Here is a 16,204-nt window from a genome sequence, read left to right on the forward strand (position 1 = left end):
ACGTTTCGCTGGTACAAGGGACAGCAGCACTACTCGGACGATTTCCGGTGCCTGTCTGGCCTGCGACTCCGGGGCCCTCATAGGAGACCGCGACGTAGGCTCACCATGCCGACCGAAGACCGACCGTAGACCACTGTCAAGCACTGGCAGGAGTGCTCGGACGTCTACGACTTCATCGACCAGATCCGCCTGTGGCCCGGCATGTGGCTGCCCGGCGGAGCCCTCCGCCACCTTCAGTCCATGCTCATCGGCTACCGCGCAGCCCTCGGCGTGCACAACATCAACGAAACCGGGATCAGCTTACTTGCCACAGAGGCAAATTCGCGGCCCTGCTGTCACAGTTGCCGGCCCCGTTCGGTCTGAGAGTTCGAGATCGGAACGCCGGGACAGAGAGGTGGCGGAGACTCGTGGCGAACGCGGCAACGAAATCAGGCTTGGCCCCCTTTCGCGCCGGCTACAGGCGAGTCGGACAGGTCTCGGCCGCACGGGAATCGACGAATGCATTCCGCGAAGGCCAGCAATGTGTCCGTCGTCGGCCTTCTCGACTTCTGGGCTTCGGCCGATGACCGCCGCCCACGTCTCGACAGAGTCGACGGGGTGACCGGCCTCAGCGGTGGGGCAGTGCGTAAGAGCCGCCGTCCTGGTGCGTCATTCCGACCGCGGACAACGACATCCCGGCCGTCGCATCCGGTAGTGAAGTTGCGCCTCGCGTCGTCCTCCGACAGATCATGACCGGCCATCGGCCCATCCGCTAAGGAGCACACTGATGCAACCCGACACCATCGTCCTCGTCCACGGCTTCTGGGTGACGCCGCGGGCCTGGGAGAGCTGGATCGCCCACTACGAGAACAGGGGCTTCCGTGTCATCGCGCCGCCGTACCCCGGATTCGAGGTGGAGGTCGAGGCCCTCAACGCCGACCCGACCCCGATCGAGACTGTGACCGTTCCGGCAATCATCTCCAGCCTCGAGAGGCTGATCACGGGGTTGAACCGGCCGCCCATAGTGATGGGTCACTCCGCTGGCGGCACTTTCACCCAGATCCTCCTGGACCGCGGCCTCGGCGCCGCCGGAGTGGCGATCAACTCCGCGCCCGTCGAGGGCGTGCCGGTCGTACCGCTGTCCCAGATCCGGTCCCTCTTCCCCGTCCTGAAGAACCCGGCCAACCGGCACCGCGCCGTCGGACTGGACTTCGACCAATGGCGCTACGCCTTTGTGAACACGCTTCCCGAGGACCAGGCCCGCGCCACGTATGAGCGCTACCACATCCCCGCACCAGGCAGCATCGTTTGGAGCAGCGCGCAGGCCAACCTTCACCCCGGCCACACTGACACGTACGTGGACTTCCACAACGCCGACCGGGCACCCCTGCTGTTCCTCTCCGGCGAGTACGACCACCTCATGCCGGCGAAGGTCCAGAAGTCCAACGCCAAGCACTACAAGGCAGAGGGCACTACCCCCGAGGTCAAGGTGTTTCCCGGCCGCTCCCACCTGATGCCCGTCCAGGACGGCTGGGAGGAGATCGCCGACTACGCCCTTGACTGGGCGCTCGCCCACTCCTGAGCCGTGCCCGCTACGCGTTCAGGTCGGCATTTGTCCGTTCCGAGCGCTGAAAGGGAGCACCACACGGATCCGGACGGCTCGGCAGATCGAGGACGAGTGCCTGTACCCGGATGAGGCCGCGCAGGCGCTTGGGCTACCGCGGTCGACGGTCTTCAAGCTGTCCGCCTGCCGTGAGGGGGGAGGACGCGTTGCGGGCCAAGCCCGGTCCCGGGTCGCCGCTCGAAGCCCACCGGACAGCAGTTGGACAGCCTGTACCGGCTGATCGTCGGCGGCAACCCGTGTCAGCTCAGGTCCGACTTCGACCTGTGGACCCGCGACCGGTTCGGGAACTGATCCGCCGTGACTTCGGGGTCGTCCTGTCCGCGGTCAGTGTCGGGCGGCTGCCGCGCAAGCTGGGTCTATCACGTCAGCGGCCACTGTGGCGGGCCAGGAGTTCCCCGCGATCCAGGCCGAGGCGGAACGACAACGGGAACCGGAAGTGAGCACGCACAGTGGGAATTCACCTGGACCGGATATCGGTGCCCGTTGCGCGACGGCGATGTACTCACCCCAGACAGCCAGACCCCCTTCCCGGCGTGATCAACCCGAAGATCATCCCACCCGCTCAGCCAACGTTGCAGCGGCCCGCGGCGGGTTTCTCCTGGGCCTGATTGGCCCGAGCTTCTTGCGGATTGGGCGCACGTCGTATCAATTCAGCAGCTCTCCCTGTCACATTTCGTCCAGCTATTTCATCAATGGTGTGGAACCGCCAGCAGGTTCCATCTTCCAACCGGATCGTCTCCGGCCCTGCGGCACTCCAGGTCACCGCAGGCCGACGACCGCCAATTTCCCTTGGAGGGACTCCATGTTCAGTACGTCCAGGCGCTTGCGCCGCGCTCTTCTCACCACCCTGGCCGTCACACTCGGCACAGCCGCGGTGGTCACCCCCATGGCCACCGCAGCCCCCGGGCAGCAGTCGGCCGAGCCCCGGCCGACCGTCGTCCTGGTTCATGGCGCCTGGGCGGACTCCGCCGGTTGGGACGGTGTGGTCAAGCGCCTGCAGGCGGACGGCTACAAGGTGACCGCCCCGGCCAACCCGCTGCGCGGCCTGGCCAGCGACTCCGCCTACCTCGCCGCTTATCTCAAGACGATCCCCGGCCCGGTCGTCCTGGTCGGCCACTCGTACGGTGGCGCAGTGGTCACCAACGCGGCCACCCAGAGTTCCAACGTCAAGGCCCTTGTCTACGTCGCCGGCTTCGCCCTCGAGAAGGGCGAGAGCGGCAACGAGATGTTCGCCAAGTTCCCGGGTTCGCACCTCACCGACGACCCGGCCGCGCCGGTGCCCACCGCGCTCAACGCTGTTCCCTTCCCCGAGGCCGACGGCACGACGGGGGTGGACCTCTACATCAAGCCGGACAAGTTCCGCGACGTCTTCCTCAGCAACCGCCTCACGGCCCCCACCGCCGCCTCCCTGGCCGCGACCCAGCGCCCGATCAGTGCCCAGGCGGCCGGGGACCTCTCGGGCACCCCGGCCTGGAAGACCATCCCCTCCTGGTACCTGGTCGCCAGTGAGGACCACGTCATCCCGCCGGCCGCTGAGCGCTACATGGCCGAGCGCGCGGGCTCCCACACCATCGAGATCGACGCTCCGCACGCGGTCCATGTCAGCAACCCGGGCGTCGTCACCGGGCTCGTCGAGCGAGCCGCCTCCAAGGTCGGCTGAGCCGACGGCCCTGCCGCGGCGTGCGGTGCAGCGGCTGCCGGTCCCGACCAGATAGGTGAGGCGCGGTGGCGCCCCGGGCCGCACCGCCCGGTCGGGACTGCGGTCAGCCGACTGTACTGCGGGCCGCAGCGAGCCGGCACGGTCCAGAGGGAGAACGAAGCGGACCGTGCCGGTTCCGGCGCCACTGCGGGCGCTGTCGGACGGTGGCGTCGCGGAGCCGCTGCGGTCATAACGGCAGTTGACAAGCCTGTCACGCGACTGGAAGTGCTCACTCGCCTCCCTGTCCCAACTTGTCGGCTGCTTCGTCGATGGATGTGTAACCGCCATGGCGGGGGGCAGCCGACTCCGAAACCTACACACCTCGCGGGCTATTAAGGCGCTGGGGAAATGCGCTCGACGTGCGGTAGCTGGGCAGGTGGACTGGGGGGATGACGACACTTCAGGAAGATGTGCTTCCCGCTACGCGCCGGGCCTTGTTGCACCGTATCGCTGTCGCGCAGGCCGAAGGACGGACGCCGTCGCTGGTCGCGGCGGTCGTGCGGGGCGGGCAGACAGTCTGGAACGGGGCGCGGACGTCCGTGGATGGGCACGGGCCCGACGAGAACGTGCAGTACCGGATCGGTTCCATCACCAAAACCTTCACCGCCGTACTGGTGCTGCGATTGCGCGACGAGGGCGTGCTGGATCTCGGTGACCCGCTGGAAAAGCATCTGCCGGGCACCGGCGCGGGGGAGGTCACCATCGCCGAACTGCTCGCGCACACCAGCGGGTTGGCCGCCGAGTCGCCCGGGCCCTGGTGGGAGCGTACGCCCGGCTCGCTGCGCCCGGAGCTGGCCGATGTGCTGGGCGAGCAGCCCTTCCGGCACCCGGTCGGGCGCCGGCATCACTACTCGAACCCCGGCTTCACGCTGTTGGGCGCGCTGGTCGAGGAGGTGCGGGGTGCCCCCTGGGAAGAGGTGCTGCGGCGCGAGGTGCTCGAACCGCTGGGCCTGCACCGTACGAGCGGTAAGCCGCAGGCGCCGCACGCGGGCGGCTGGGCCGTCCATCCCTGGGCGCACGTGATGATGCCCGAGCCCGCGGAGGATCTCGGCCGGATGGCCCCAGCCGGACAACTGTGGTCCACCACCGGTGACTTGGCGCGCTTCGCCGTCTTCCTGGCCCAGGGCGACGACCGGGTGCTGAGCGCGGAATCCGTACGGGAGATGCGTACGCCTGCCGCGCCGCCCGAGACGGAGGAACTGGCTGCTGGTTCCGCCTACGGCCTCGGCATGCAGCTCATGCACCGTGACGGCCGGATGCTGGTCGGGCACTCCGGCTCTCTGCCGGGCTTCCTTGCCGGTCTCGTGATCGGCGTGGAGGACGATGTGGCGGCGGTCGTGCTGACCAACTGCACCTCGGGTCCGTCCGCGTTCACCGTCGCCGCGGATCTCGTACAGATCGTCGCGGAGGCCGAGCCTAGGATTCCCGAACCGTGGCGGCCGATGACCGAAGTTGACAGTGCCGTACTGGAGCTGGTGGGGCAGTGGTACTGGGGGACTCAGGGCTTCGGGTTGCGGTTGCTGGTCGGCGGCGAGGTCGCGTTGGACCCACTGTCCGGCGTCGGAAGGCGCTCGCACTTCCGGGCGAACGGTGACGGGACCTGGACGGGGCTCGATGGCTATTACGCAGGGGAGCTTCTGCGGGCCGTGCGGCACCCGGACGGCTCCGTGAGCCATCTCGACCTCGGGTCGTTCGTCTTCACGCGCCAGCCCTACGACGAGGGGGCTCCTGTGCCAGGTGGGGTGGATCCCGAGGGCTGGCGAGGGATCCAGTAGACGGCGCCATCGTGAGGAGGCGGCCTGTTTCACGTGAAACAGGCCGCCTTTCGCATGCAGGGCGCGCCTCAGAGCGGCAGCTTGAAACCCACGTGCGAGGCCGTGAAGCCGAGCCGCATGTAGAAGCGATGGGCGTCGGTACGGGTGGCGTCGGAGGTCAGCTGTACCAACTGGCACTTCTGGCGCCGGGATTCGTCGATCGCCCACTCGATGAACTGGGTGCCGAGGCCGCTGCCGCGCTCGTCCGCGTGGACGCGTACGCCTTCGATGACGGAGCGGGTCGCTCCCTTGTGGGACAGTCCGGGAATCATGGTGAGCTGAAGCGTGCCGACCACGCGGCCTTCGCGTACGGCGACGACCAGGTGCTGGTTCGGGTCGTTGCTCAGGCGCTCGAGCGCGGCCAGATACGGGGTCAGGTCCTCCGGAGACTCCCGCTGGGCGCCCAGGGGGTCGTCCGCGAGCATCGCGACGATGGCGGGCACGTCGGCAGCGACAGCGGCTCGTATTTCAAGATCTCCCATGCCCACAGCCTAGGCGGGCACGTTCATGGCGCCCACGGTTGACGCGGGCACGCTTGCCGACTCCACGGCCCGGACCAGCGGGGCCAGTTCCGGGTTCTTGGCCGCTTTGTCGAGCGCCTCGCGCAGGGCGGCGTCATTGGTGGGTCGCGCCTCTTCGAGCAGCTTGAGGCCGGCCTCGCTGACGTTCGTGTAGATGCCGCGCCGGTCGGTCGGGCACAGATAGCGGGAGAGCAGCCCTCGGTCCTCGAGGCGGGTGACGAGCCGCGTGGTGGCGCTCTGGCTGAGGACGACAGCGTCCGCGACCTGCTTCATCTGCAGATGACCGCCCTTGCCGTCGTGCTGTCGGCTGAGCACGTCGAGCAGGGAGTACTCCCGCGCACTCAGGCCGTGCTTGGCCTGTAGGGCCCGCTCGATTTGAGCCTCGATCCTCCCGTGCAGCAGGGAGAGAGCACACCAGCCCTGAGCGAGGGCAGTGAGTGCGGGGTCTGTGGCTGTCATGGCGTTTTCCTCCGTCCCGGAGCGGCTGAAACCAGGATAGAGCACGGGCGCAATAGCCCGCTGTTGCAGATAGCCCGCGTCTGCAACTATTGTTGGCGCACGCAAAGCGCTCCTGCAATCGTCTGGGAAGGGTGTACCCCACCATGCCTCTCGCGCTTCTGGCCCTCGCGATCGGGGCCTTCGGAATCGGAACCACCGAGTTCGTGATCATGGGTGTGCTGCCCGAGGTCGCCGGTGACTTCGGAGTTTCCATCCCCACCGCCGGACTGCTGGTGACCGGCTATGCCCTCGGCGTGGTGATCGGCGCCCCGATCATGACCGCGCTCGGAACGAAGGTGTCCCGCAAGCGGATGCTGATGCTGCTCATGGGGCTGTTCGTGTTCGGCAATCTGCTCTCTGCCGTCGCCCCGGCCTTCGGGCTGATGCTGGCTGGCCGCGTGGTCGCCTCGCTCGCCCACGGCGCCTTCTTCGGGATCGGCTCGGTGGTCGCTGCCGAACTCGTCGCGCCCGAGAAGAAGGCCGGTGCGATCGCCATGATGTTCAGCGGGCTCACGATCGCCAACGTTGTCGGCGTTCCGCTGGGCACACTGATCGGGCAGTCCGCAGGCTGGCGTGTCACCTTCGCCGGTGTCGCCGCGCTCGGTGTGATCGGCCTGCTGGGTGTCGCCAAGCTCGTCCCCGAGATGCCGAAGCCCGAAGGCGTCCACCTGCGTCACGAGCTGGCCGCCTTCAAGAATGTCCAGGTTCTGCTGGCTATGGCGATGACCGTGCTCGGCTTCGGCGGTGTCTTCGCGGCCATCACCTACATCGCGCCGATGATGACGCACGTCACGGGCTTCGCCGACGGCTCCGTCACCTGGCTGCTGGTCCTCTTCGGCCTCGGCATGGTCGGCGGGAACCTCATCGGCGGCAAGTTCGCCGACCGCGCGCTGATGCCGATGCTCTGCGTGTCCCTGGGCGGCCTCGCCGTCGTGCTCGCCCTGTTCACCGTCACCGCGCACAACAAGATCCTCGCGGCTGTTTCGATCGCCCTGATCGGCGCTCTGGGCTTCGCGACCGTGCCGCCGCTGCAGAAGCGCGTCCTCGACCAGGCGCACGGAGCGCCCACGCTGGCCTCGGCAGTGAACATCGGCGCCTTCAACCTCGGCAACGCTCTCTCCGCCTGGCTCGGCGGCCTCGTCATCGCGGCGGGCCTGGGCTACACCGCCCCCAACTGGGTCGGCGCCGTCCTCGCCGCGAGCGCGCTCGTCCTCGCCGTCCTCTCGGCCGTCCTGGAGCGCCGCGCGGACGCCCCCAGCGTCGTCGTCGCCGGCGGCCCCCCGGCCGAGCAGCGGGCCACCGTCCACTCCTGACCGAGGTCGAGCCAGGTGCGGGGCCAGGGCCGTCCCCGCACCGCGCCGACTCAGTACCGCCTGCAACTCGACTGAGCCCACCCGCACATTCGACTCAGCACACCCCTACGACACACCCCTACGACTCAGCACAACCCACAAGGAGAAACCCCCTCATGAGCACCACCACCGCAGTCGCCCCACTGACCATCGAGGACGCCGAGGTCCTCGTCGCCGCCGCCCGCCGCGCCGCCGAATCCGCCGGAGTCAGGGTCAGCGTCACCGTCCTCGACGCGGGCGGTCACCTGCTCGCCTTCCGGCGCGACGACCAGGCCGTACTGATCTCCGGCGAGACGAGCACCCGGAAGGCCTAAAAGCGCTCCAGTTGGACTCCGCGACCGCCGACCTCGTGGACGCGGTCCAGCCCGGCGGCCTCTTCCACACCCTGCCCACCGCGCTCGACCGACCCCTGCTGTTCATCGCGGGCGGCGTGCCGGTCCACCGCGACGGCCGACTGATCGGGGCGATCGGTGTCGGCGGCGGCATGCCCGACCAGGACCACGGCTTCGCCCTCGCCGCCGTCGAGAACCTCGCCTGAACCTGCGGCAGCAGAGAAGTGCCGGCCCCCACCACTCGTAGGGGACCGGCACTTCGTGTCTTCTGGGCGTGTTCAGGCCGCGCTTTGGGCGTTGAGGCAGTTCCCTACGGCGGCTAGCCCGCCGCCACCGTCAACGGAGCGAAGCGTCGTGTCCAATCACCGGGCAGCTCCGAGATCCCATACGTCATGACCGCGTTGAAGGCGATGGACGCCAGGCCGCGCTCCTTCAGCCAGGACAGCAGCTTCTCGTGCCGTACGTCGATGTCGGTGCGCAGCGGTTGGTCGGTGTGGGCGGCCAGCGAGGCGATGAGTGCCTTCGCGGTCTCGGTGTCACGGGCGATCAGCGGACCCACGACATGGTTGTCCATGTTGGGCCAGGCCGACGCGTATCCGGTGATCCGGCCGTTCTCCTCGGCGACGCGCAGCTGGTCGGAGAAGGCGGGCAGCCGCGTGATCACATGCGTACGGTCGGCTCCGAAGACCTCCTTGTCGAGCCGGAGCACGGCGGTGAGATCTTCGGCCGTGGCCGGGCGGGTGATGACCCGGGGCTCCGAGCCGCTGGGGACGAAGTGTCCTCGGACCATCTCGGCGTGACCTGTGACCTTGAAGCCCAGTTCCTCATAGAGCGGGAGGCCATACTGCGTCGCATGCAGGGTCAGCGGAGTGGTCCCCATCTCCGCGACCACATGCCGTATCAGTCGGCGGCCGACGCCCCGGCGGGCATGCCTCTCGGCGACGAACACCATGCCGATCGCACCCAGATCAGGGCGCTCCCGCGGTCCGTAGTCGGTCACGACGCAGGCGCTGACGAGCCCGCCGTCGGGGTCGTCGATGCCGTAACCGGTTCCTGCCGCGAGGAGCAGACTCCACTTGTGTTCCTCGCGGGGCCAGCCCCGGTCCTCGGACAGGTCGGCGCAGGCGGTGAGATCGCGAGGCGTCAGGCGGCGGATGGGCAGAGCGGCGAGGGATGGTGTCGACACGCAGGTCAGGCTGTCTGACACGGACCCCTGACGGCCACTGGTTTGCGGGCACCCGTATGCGCTTTTGGCCATGTCGTCCACAACCGCGCAGAGGGCGGACAGATGTTTCACGTGAAACGGCGCGGATCAACAACGGGGCTCGTCGCTAACGAGGCAGCCAGCACCACTAGCCTCGGCGGACATGGCACGACTTCATCTCTTCGATCTCGACGGGATATTGCTGCACGGGAGCACCGCACCGGTGGAGATCTCACGGCAACTCGGGCTGGAGACCGAGACCGTGGCGCTCGAGCAGGCGATCTCCGCGGGGCTTATAGGTCCGCCGGAGTACGCCACGCAGGTGCATGCCCTGTGGGTGGAGCTCACCGCCGCACATGTGACGGCGGCGTTCGAGGGGGCGCCCTGGATGTCCGGCATCCAGGATGTCTGGGCCGAGAGCCGGACGAATGGCGACTACTGCGCCGTCATCTCGCTGTCACGCTCCTTCTTCGTGGAGCGGCTGACGGCGTGGGGAGCGCACGCGGCGTACGGCTCGCGCTTCCCGGCCGTGCCGTTCACCGAGCCCCTCGATCCGGCGGGTGTTCTGAGCAGCGCGGCCAAAGTGCAGATCGCGGACCGGCTCTGTGAAAAGTTGGGGGTGAGCCAGGCCGATTGCGTCGTCTATGGCGACTCATTGTCGGACAAGGACCTGTTCGGTGCCGTGCCGGTATCCGTCGCGATCAATGCGGATCGGTATCTGGAGGGCCTCGCCACCCACTCCTACGTGGGGCGGGATCTGTGGGATGCCTATGAATTGGTTCGCCGCGCCCGGTAATTGAGGCAATTGATGGTTCGACCCCCCCCCGCCAATTCGTGATGACGGAAGGGGGGACTTGTGTGTGGAGCGGCTGCCGGTAGGGTCGAGTCCGGTTCGCGTCCGCCGAGATGTACGCACGTTCTGTGGAGGGCGCGAACGCAGGCCAATGCAGCCTAACGGGACGGAGAGATCGAAGACCCGCATTTTCCGTTATGCGGCCGGGGGTTGACGCGGGGTGGGATGCTGCGGTGAGAGTGCTGCGGCCAATGTCACAGTCTCGCCTTACTTGTCCGTAGGGGGCGGGAATCCGGGTTCAATGTGGCCGCGTTGGCCGACGGGGACTGAACCGGGAAAGAAAGCAAGCCGTCTGCGGGGGAAAGCAGGCATCTTCCGACCACGGAAGTGCTCAGACCGACCGAAAGATGTTCGAGGCGAGGCACACCATGGACGCTCCGACCACCGCGTCGGCCGACAACGGCACTTCCGGCGGCAACGGAGGGGGCGGTTGGTTCACGCCGCGCAAAGAGCCGGCGCCTTCCGGCGAGGAGCAGGGGGCAGGCGACGGCCGTCGGCTGGCCGCGATGCGTCCGGTCGGCCGTCCGGCCACGGGGCAGCAAGCGCCTGGGCAGGGAACGCCGGAGCAGGAACGAATATCCCCGGCCGTGGAAGCGGCACCCCCCTCGCCCCAGGCGGCGCCGACGCACCGTGAGGTAGCGCCGACCGGGACGCGGCCCCGTGAGGCAGTACCGACGGAGACGCGCCCCTACCAGACCCCGCAGCCCGAGGCGCGGCGCCGGGAGCCGGAACCCGCCTACAACCCCCATGAAGCCGTCCGGCCGCAATCAGGTCCCGCGCATCCTGGCCACGGCTCTCCCCAGCCCGTTGCCGGCCAGGAGCCCCGGGTGCCCGTCCAAAGGCCCGCTCCGGAGTCCGTCCCGGCGCCGGCTCCCGCTCCGGAGGCGTCCCCCGACGCCGTGCTGATCCGCCGGACCATGGCCGAGGTCGGCCCCGTCGCCGACAAGGTCACCTCCTACTTCTACGCGCTGCTCTTCGTCCGCCACCCGGACTTGCGCTCCCTGTTCCCCGCCGCGATGGACACCCAGCGGGACCGACTGCTCAAGGCGCTGCTAACGGCCGCCGAGCACATCGACAACACCCCGGTCCTAGTCGAGTATCTGCAGAACCTCGGCCGTGGACACCGCAAGTACGGCACCCGGCCCGAGCACTACCCGGCCGTCGGCGAGTGCCTCATCGGCTCGCTCAGCCGGTACGCCTCGGCAGTCTGGGACCACGAGATGGAGGCGGCCTGGGTGCGCGCCTACACGACGATCTCGCAGGTCATGATCGACGCGGCGGCTGCCGACGAGCTGCGCGCTCCGGCCTGGTGGTACGCCGAGGTGGTCTCGCACGATCTCAGGACCCCGGACATCGCGGTCCTCACCGTCCGCCCCGACCAGCCGTACCCCTTCCTCGCCGGGCAGTACACGAGCCTGGAGACGCCGTGGTGGCCACGCGTCTGGCGCCACTACTCGTTCGCCTCGGCACCCCGCTCCGACGGGCTGCTGTCGTTTCACGTGAAGGCGGTTCCGGCGGGCTGGGTGTCCAACGCGCTCGTGCATCGTGCCCGGCCCGGAGACATCCTCCGGCTCGGTCCGCCCGCCGGATCGATGACCGTCGACCACAGCACCGACAGCGGACTGCTCTGTCTGGGCGGAGGCACCGGCATAGCGCCCATCAAGGCCCTGGTCGAGGATGTCGCCGAGCACGGTGAGCGCCGCCCGGTCGAGGTCTTCTACGGGGCTCGCACCGATCACGACCTGTACGACATCGACACGATGCTGCGGCTCCAGCAGAGCCACCCCTGGCTCGCCGTGCGGCCCGTCGTGGACCAGCAGGCCCATCTCCAGCTGCCGGATGTCGTCCGCGAGTACGGGCCATGGAACGAGTACGACGCGTATCTCTCGGGCCCGCCCGGGATGATCCGCAGCGGCGTGGACGCTCTGATGGACATCGGCATCCCGTCGGATCGCATACGCCACGACTCGTTGGAGGAGCTCGTCGCGGCCGGGGACTGACCAAGGACCCCTTTGGACGAGTCCCGGCATCGTACGTCAGCCCAGGTCGGGGGCGTGCATTGCCCGTACGCCCTCGATGTTCCCGTCGAGGTAGTGCCGCAGGGACAGCGGTACGAGGTGGACGGAAGCGATCCCGACCCGGGTGAACGGCACTCGCACGATCTCGTACTCGCCGCACGGCTCGTCCACCTCGGGGCCGTGCCGCTGGGCCGGATCCATGGACTCCAGACGGCAGACGAAGAAGTGCTGCACTTTCACGCCGGTCGCTCCGCCGTCTTCGCCGATGTGCTCGACGGTGTCGACGAAGCAGGGCACGACGTCTGTGATCTTGGCGCCGAGTTCCTCGTGCACCTCACGGTGGAGCGCGTCCACGACTGTCGTGTCCTCCGGCTCGACCCCGCCACCAGGGGTGAGCCAGTAGGGATCGACGCCGGGCTTGGTGCGCTTGATCAGAATCAGGTCGTCGCCATCGAGCAGGATGGCGCGGGCGGTGCGTTTGACCACGGGTCGGACGGTCATGGGAGAAATGTGGCCCGGCTGGTTCCACGTGAAACATCGGGAGGCCCCGAGAGCGCCAGAAGCGGTCTCAGAACCGGTCGGCGGCCCGACACGGGGATCGCTCAGTGGCCACACGGGGCTCGGAACCCGTCGACAGTCGCTCCGGCCTCAGCACCAGTCGACGGCTGCCCTCAGCAGCCAGTCATGGGCCCGCGCGATATGCGGCATCGCCAGCGTTCCGGTGCGGACCACCAGGAAGTACGTACGCAGCGGAGGAACCGCCGGGTCGAGCAGCGCCACGACGTCGCCACGTTCCAGTGCCGCCGCGCAGAGATACCGGGGCAGCACCGCGAGGCCCGCGCCCGCGGCGGCACAGGCGAGAACCGCGCGCAGATCGGGGACGACGACGGTGCCCGAGGCGGCCGGACGGGAGTCGAACACGGAGGCCCAGTAGCGGGAGACGAGCGGCAGCGACTCGTGCACCTCGACGACGGGGAAGTTCTCCAGTGCGTGAGCGCCCTTGCGGCGCAGCTTGCCCGGTCCGACGCAGGCGGTCCAGCGCGGGGCGGCGACCAGGACGTGCTCTTCGTCGCACAGCGGAGTCGCGGTGAGCAGCGCACCGCGCGGGCGGGCCGTCGTAATGGCCAGATCATGATGTCCGGCGGCAAGCCCCTCCAAGGTCTCCTCCGCGTTGCCGAAGGAGGCGCGCAGCGCGAAGCCCTGACCGGCGTCGCCCGACACCTCCGTGAGGGCGGGCAGCGCCCGTTCCGCGGTGAACTCCGGCGGCCCGGCCAGATGCAGGGTACGTAGCGAGGAGTCCTCGTCGAGGCCGGTTTCGGCGATTTCCACGAGCGCGTCGAGATGCGGCGCGGCCTTGTGGGCGAGCTCGTCGCCGATGGTCGTCGGGGTCACTCCGCGCGCCTGACGCAGAAACAGGGGCCGCCCCAACTGTCGCTCCAGCGTGCGGATCTGTGAGGTGACGGCCGGCTGCGAGAGCCCGAGCAGCGCGGCGGCGCGGGTGAAGGAACCGGCCCGGTGCACAGTCACAAAAGTGCGCAGCAAAGCCAAGTCCATGGTGCCCCTCCCCTCCCAGCACCCACGCGTGAACCCTAACTATAAATAAGTCGATAGGTCTCTGTCGCTACCGTGATTGGACACTGACGCAGAGTCAACTAGCCTTGGTCGCGCGGTTCTTCGCGCGCAGAACCGGGACGGTCCGAGCCATGAGGGGGGAGGCTCGGACCGTCCGTTGTGCGTAGCTCGGTACTAATCCCGCGGACCGGGGGTGCGGCGCAGCGTACGCACCGGTCGCTCAGGAAGGGATCACCCCGCCGATTCGTCGAGTGCCCGCAGAATGTCCGCGATCAGGTCCTCGGGATCCTCGGCACCGGCCGAGAGGCGGACGAAGCCTTCCGGCACCGCGTCCCCGCCCCACCGGCCGCGCCGTTCGGCCGTGGACCGGACGCCGCCGAAGCTCGTCGCGTCGTCCACCAGACGCAGCGCTTCGAGGAAGCGGTCGGCACGGGCGCGCGTGGGCAGCGTGAAGGACACCACGCACCCGAAGCGCCGCATCTGCTGCGAAGCGATCTTGTGAGAGGGGTCGTCGGGCAGTCCCGGATAGCGCAGCCCGGTCGCCTCCGGCCGCTCCCGCAGTGCCTCGGCGATTGCCAGGGCGTTGGCGGTCTGGCGGTCGGCGCGGAGCTGGAGCGTGGCGAGCGAGCGGTGGGCCAGCCAGGCCTCCATCGGGCCGGGGATCGCGCCGACGATCTTCCGCCAGCGTCGTACGGGAGTCATCAGAGCGGCCTCACGTGCGGCGACGTATCCCAGGAGGAGGTCGCCGTGCCCAGTGAGCATCTTGGTGCCGCTGGCCACGGAGAAGTCGGCGCCCAGCTCCAGCGGGCGCTGTCCGAGCGGGGTCGCCAGGGTGTTGTCGACGGCGACGAGGGTGCCTTGTGCGTGTGCCGCGGCGACGAGCCGTCGTATGTCGCACACGTCGAGGCCCGGGTTCGAGGGGGTCTCGATCCACAGCAGCTTGGCGCCGTCGAGCACCTCCAGCTGGGCGTCGCCGCCGGTCGGGGCGGTGCGCACCTGGATGCCGTACGCGGTCAGCTGCTCACGCACGAGCGGCAGCACCTGATAGCCGTCGTCGGGCAGGACCACGATGTCGCCGGCGCGCAGCTGGGAGAAGAGCACCGCCGAGATGGCGGCCATGCCCGACGGGAAGGCGAGCGTTTCGACGCCTTCCTGTCCGGGGGCCTCCAGCTCGCCGATGGCGCGCTCCAGGAGCGTCCACGTCGGGTTCTCGTCACGACCGTAGGTGTACGGACCGGTGGGCTCGCCCGGCAGGTGGAAGTGCGCGGCGAAGACCGGGCCCGGGAGAGTCGGCTCGTACTTGACGGGTTCGGGCAATCCGGCCCGAACCGCGCGTGTGCCGTCACCGCTGGCCGTGACGAAATCCCCTGACGTCATGCTGCACGTCCCTCCACTTGTTCCTGTATCGCGGCGAGCAGTCCGGGGCTCGCTGCCTCCACCATCTCAAGACACTCGTCGAAGCCCTCGATATGTCCGTAATACGGATCGGGTACGTCCAGATCGTTGCCCGTGGCGAGGTCGTACGACCGAAGCAGGCGGACCTTGTCCGCGTCCTCGGGGGTGGGCGCGAGGCGGCGGAGGGCCTTGAGGTGGCCGGTGTCGAGGGCGATGACGAGGTCGAGGCGGGAGAACCAGGAGGCCTGGAACTGGCGGGCCGCGTGGTCGCTCTCGTAGCCGCCCGCCTCCAGTACGGCGACGGTGCGCGAGTCGGCGCCGTCGCCCTCGTGCCAGCCGCCCGTGCCCGCGCTGTCGACCTCGACCAGGCCGTCGAGCCCGGCCTCTTCTACGCGGGCGCGGAAGACGGCCTCGGCCATCGGGGAGCGGCAGATGTTGCCGGTGCAGACGAAGCAGACGCGGTAGGACATCGGGGCATCAGTCCTTGCCGTCGGGCAGTATCACGTTGAGCGCCCAGGACACGATGGAGATGATCAGGCCACCGACGACGGCGGTCCAGAAGCCTTCGACGTGGAAACTCAGGTCGAGCTTGTCGGCAAGCCATGAAGTGAGCAGCAGCATCAGGGCGTTGACCACCAGGGTGATCAGGCCGAGCGTGAGGATGAAAAGCGGGAAGGTCAGCACCTTCACGACCGGCTTGACCAGGAAGTTCACCAGTCCGAAGACCAGGGCGACGAGCAGCAGCGTGCCGACCTTCTTGCCGGTGCTGTCGCCCGGCAGGGTGATCTTGTCGAGCAGCCACACCGCTACGGCCAGGGCCCCCGCGTTGGCGATCGTCTTGACTACGAAATTCTTCATGTGTCTGATCGTGGCAGAAGAGATCGACTGGCGAGGCGGGGCTGTGGATACAGCCCACGGCCTACGAGAGCGGACGAGGGCGATGAAGGCATTCCGGCTGGATGAACTGGAGGCGGAACGCGCCGCCAATGACGGTGCCTACCTGCAGTTCTTGCGCGAGCGGAACATGTCGGTGGGCCTGTACGCGCTCGACGCGGGCGAACTCGACCCGCAGAAGCCGCACCAGCAGGACGAGGTGTACTTCGTGGTGAGCGGTCGGGCCTCGATCACCGTCGGCCTCGAGACCACGCAGGTGGCGCGCGGCAGCGTCGTCTACGTGCCCGCAGGGGTCGCCCACAAGTTCCATCACATCACCGAGGACCTGAGGGTTCTGGTGATGTTCTCTCCGCCGGAGAGCTGACCCCGGCCTCAGGGTTCCCTAGGGGAACGGTCAGGGGAGGACAAGGGGCGCGAGGGCCCCGTCCGGCCCTTGCCGGCCCTAGCAT

General features: G+C 68.6%; 15 protein-coding genes and 1 pseudogene. 8 read left to right on the top strand and 8 right to left on the bottom strand.

Annotated features, from left to right (window positions below):
* Positions 1 to 766 precede the first annotated feature (766 nt).
* The 3 genes from C4B68_RS20175 (at position 767) to C4B68_RS20185 (ending at position 5,077) form a co-directional block, all read left to right on the top strand.
* Positions 767 to 1,561 (top strand): alpha/beta hydrolase, encoded by a 795-nt coding sequence (locus C4B68_RS20175; protein ID WP_099502011.1) that lies wholly within the window; start codon positions 767 to 769, stop codon positions 1,559 to 1,561.
* A gap of 844 nt (positions 1,562 to 2,405) precedes the next feature.
* Positions 2,406 to 3,263 (top strand): alpha/beta fold hydrolase, encoded by an 858-nt coding sequence (locus tag C4B68_RS20180; protein WP_099502010.1) that lies wholly within the window; start codon positions 2,406 to 2,408, stop codon positions 3,261 to 3,263.
* A 428-nt stretch (positions 3,264 to 3,691) separates the two neighbouring features.
* Entirely contained in the window at positions 3,692 to 5,077 is a 1,386-nt protein-coding gene (locus tag C4B68_RS20185; RefSeq protein WP_099502009.1) for a serine hydrolase domain-containing protein, read from the top strand.
* Positions 5,078 to 5,145: 68 nt separating this feature from the next.
* Here the strand turns inward: C4B68_RS20185 and C4B68_RS20190 are convergent, their stop codons facing one another.
* Positions 5,146 to 5,598 (bottom strand): GNAT family N-acetyltransferase, encoded by a 453-nt coding sequence (locus C4B68_RS20190; RefSeq protein WP_099502008.1) that lies wholly within the window; start codon positions 5,596 to 5,598, stop codon positions 5,146 to 5,148.
* Positions 5,599 to 5,607: 9 nt separating this feature from the next.
* Positions 5,608 to 6,096: a MarR family winged helix-turn-helix transcriptional regulator gene (locus C4B68_RS20195; protein ID WP_099502007.1), complete on the bottom strand. Its 489-nt coding sequence runs from the start codon at positions 6,094 to 6,096 to the stop codon at positions 5,608 to 5,610.
* Positions 6,097 to 6,239: 143 nt separating this feature from the next.
* Between C4B68_RS20195 and C4B68_RS20200 the strand changes: the two genes are divergently transcribed.
* A complete protein-coding gene (locus C4B68_RS20200; RefSeq protein WP_099502151.1) occupies positions 6,240 to 7,448 on the top strand; it encodes an MFS transporter in 1,209 nt (402 codons plus the stop codon).
* Between the two features lie 155 nt (positions 7,449 to 7,603).
* A pseudogene (locus C4B68_RS20205) lies at positions 7,604 to 8,025 on the top strand (GlcG/HbpS family heme-binding protein).
* 113 nt (positions 8,026 to 8,138) lie between these two features.
* On the opposite strand, the gene C4B68_RS20210 reads toward C4B68_RS20205, so the two are convergent.
* A complete protein-coding gene (locus tag C4B68_RS20210; RefSeq protein ID WP_099502006.1) occupies positions 8,139 to 9,005 on the bottom strand; it encodes a GNAT family N-acetyltransferase in 867 nt (288 codons plus the stop codon).
* A gap of 181 nt (positions 9,006 to 9,186) precedes the next feature.
* On the opposite strand from C4B68_RS20210, the gene C4B68_RS20215 reads away from it, so the two are divergent.
* Both C4B68_RS20215 and C4B68_RS20220 read left to right on the top strand, forming a co-directional pair.
* On the top strand, positions 9,187 to 9,819 hold the full coding sequence (locus C4B68_RS20215; protein WP_099502005.1) for an HAD family hydrolase: 633 nt from the start codon (positions 9,187 to 9,189) through the stop codon (positions 9,817 to 9,819).
* 404 nt (positions 9,820 to 10,223) lie between these two features.
* Positions 10,224 to 11,876: a globin domain-containing protein gene (locus C4B68_RS20220; protein WP_099502004.1), complete on the top strand. Its 1,653-nt coding sequence runs from the start codon at positions 10,224 to 10,226 to the stop codon at positions 11,874 to 11,876.
* A 36-nt stretch (positions 11,877 to 11,912) separates the two neighbouring features.
* Here the strand turns inward: C4B68_RS20220 and C4B68_RS20225 are convergent, their stop codons facing one another.
* From C4B68_RS20225 to C4B68_RS20245, 5 genes are all read right to left on the bottom strand, one after another.
* Positions 11,913 to 12,395: an NUDIX domain-containing protein gene (locus C4B68_RS20225; protein WP_099502003.1), complete on the bottom strand. Its 483-nt coding sequence runs from the start codon at positions 12,393 to 12,395 to the stop codon at positions 11,913 to 11,915.
* Between the two features lie 147 nt (positions 12,396 to 12,542).
* Positions 12,543 to 13,448, bottom strand: coding sequence for a LysR family transcriptional regulator (locus C4B68_RS20230; RefSeq protein WP_099502002.1), 906 nt, complete (start codon positions 13,446 to 13,448; stop codon positions 12,543 to 12,545).
* Between the two features lie 249 nt (positions 13,449 to 13,697).
* A complete protein-coding gene (locus C4B68_RS20235) occupies positions 13,698 to 14,843 on the bottom strand; it encodes a cystathionine gamma-lyase (protein WP_099502001.1) in 1,146 nt (381 codons plus the stop codon).
* Complete coding sequence (locus tag C4B68_RS20240) at positions 14,840 to 15,331, bottom strand: low molecular weight protein-tyrosine-phosphatase (protein WP_099502000.1); 492 nt, start codon at positions 15,329 to 15,331, stop codon at positions 14,840 to 14,842. The genes C4B68_RS20235 and C4B68_RS20240 overlap by 4 nt, the downstream gene beginning before the upstream one ends.
* 7 nt (positions 15,332 to 15,338) lie before the next feature.
* Positions 15,339 to 15,719 (bottom strand): phage holin family protein, encoded by a 381-nt coding sequence (locus tag C4B68_RS20245; RefSeq protein WP_099501999.1) that lies wholly within the window; start codon positions 15,717 to 15,719, stop codon positions 15,339 to 15,341.
* 82 nt (positions 15,720 to 15,801) lie between these two features.
* Here C4B68_RS20245 and C4B68_RS20250 point away from each other — a divergent pair, with 82 nt between their 5' ends.
* The gene (locus C4B68_RS20250; protein ID WP_099501998.1) at positions 15,802 to 16,119 is read left to right on the top strand and encodes a cupin domain-containing protein; all 318 of its coding nucleotides are present in this window, start codon (positions 15,802 to 15,804) and stop codon (positions 16,117 to 16,119) included.
* The last annotated feature ends 85 nt before the right edge of the window (positions 16,120 to 16,204 follow it).

Source organism: Streptomyces dengpaensis, assembly GCF_002946835.1.
Taxonomy (GTDB): domain Bacteria; phylum Actinomycetota; class Actinomycetes; order Streptomycetales; family Streptomycetaceae; genus Streptomyces; species Streptomyces dengpaensis.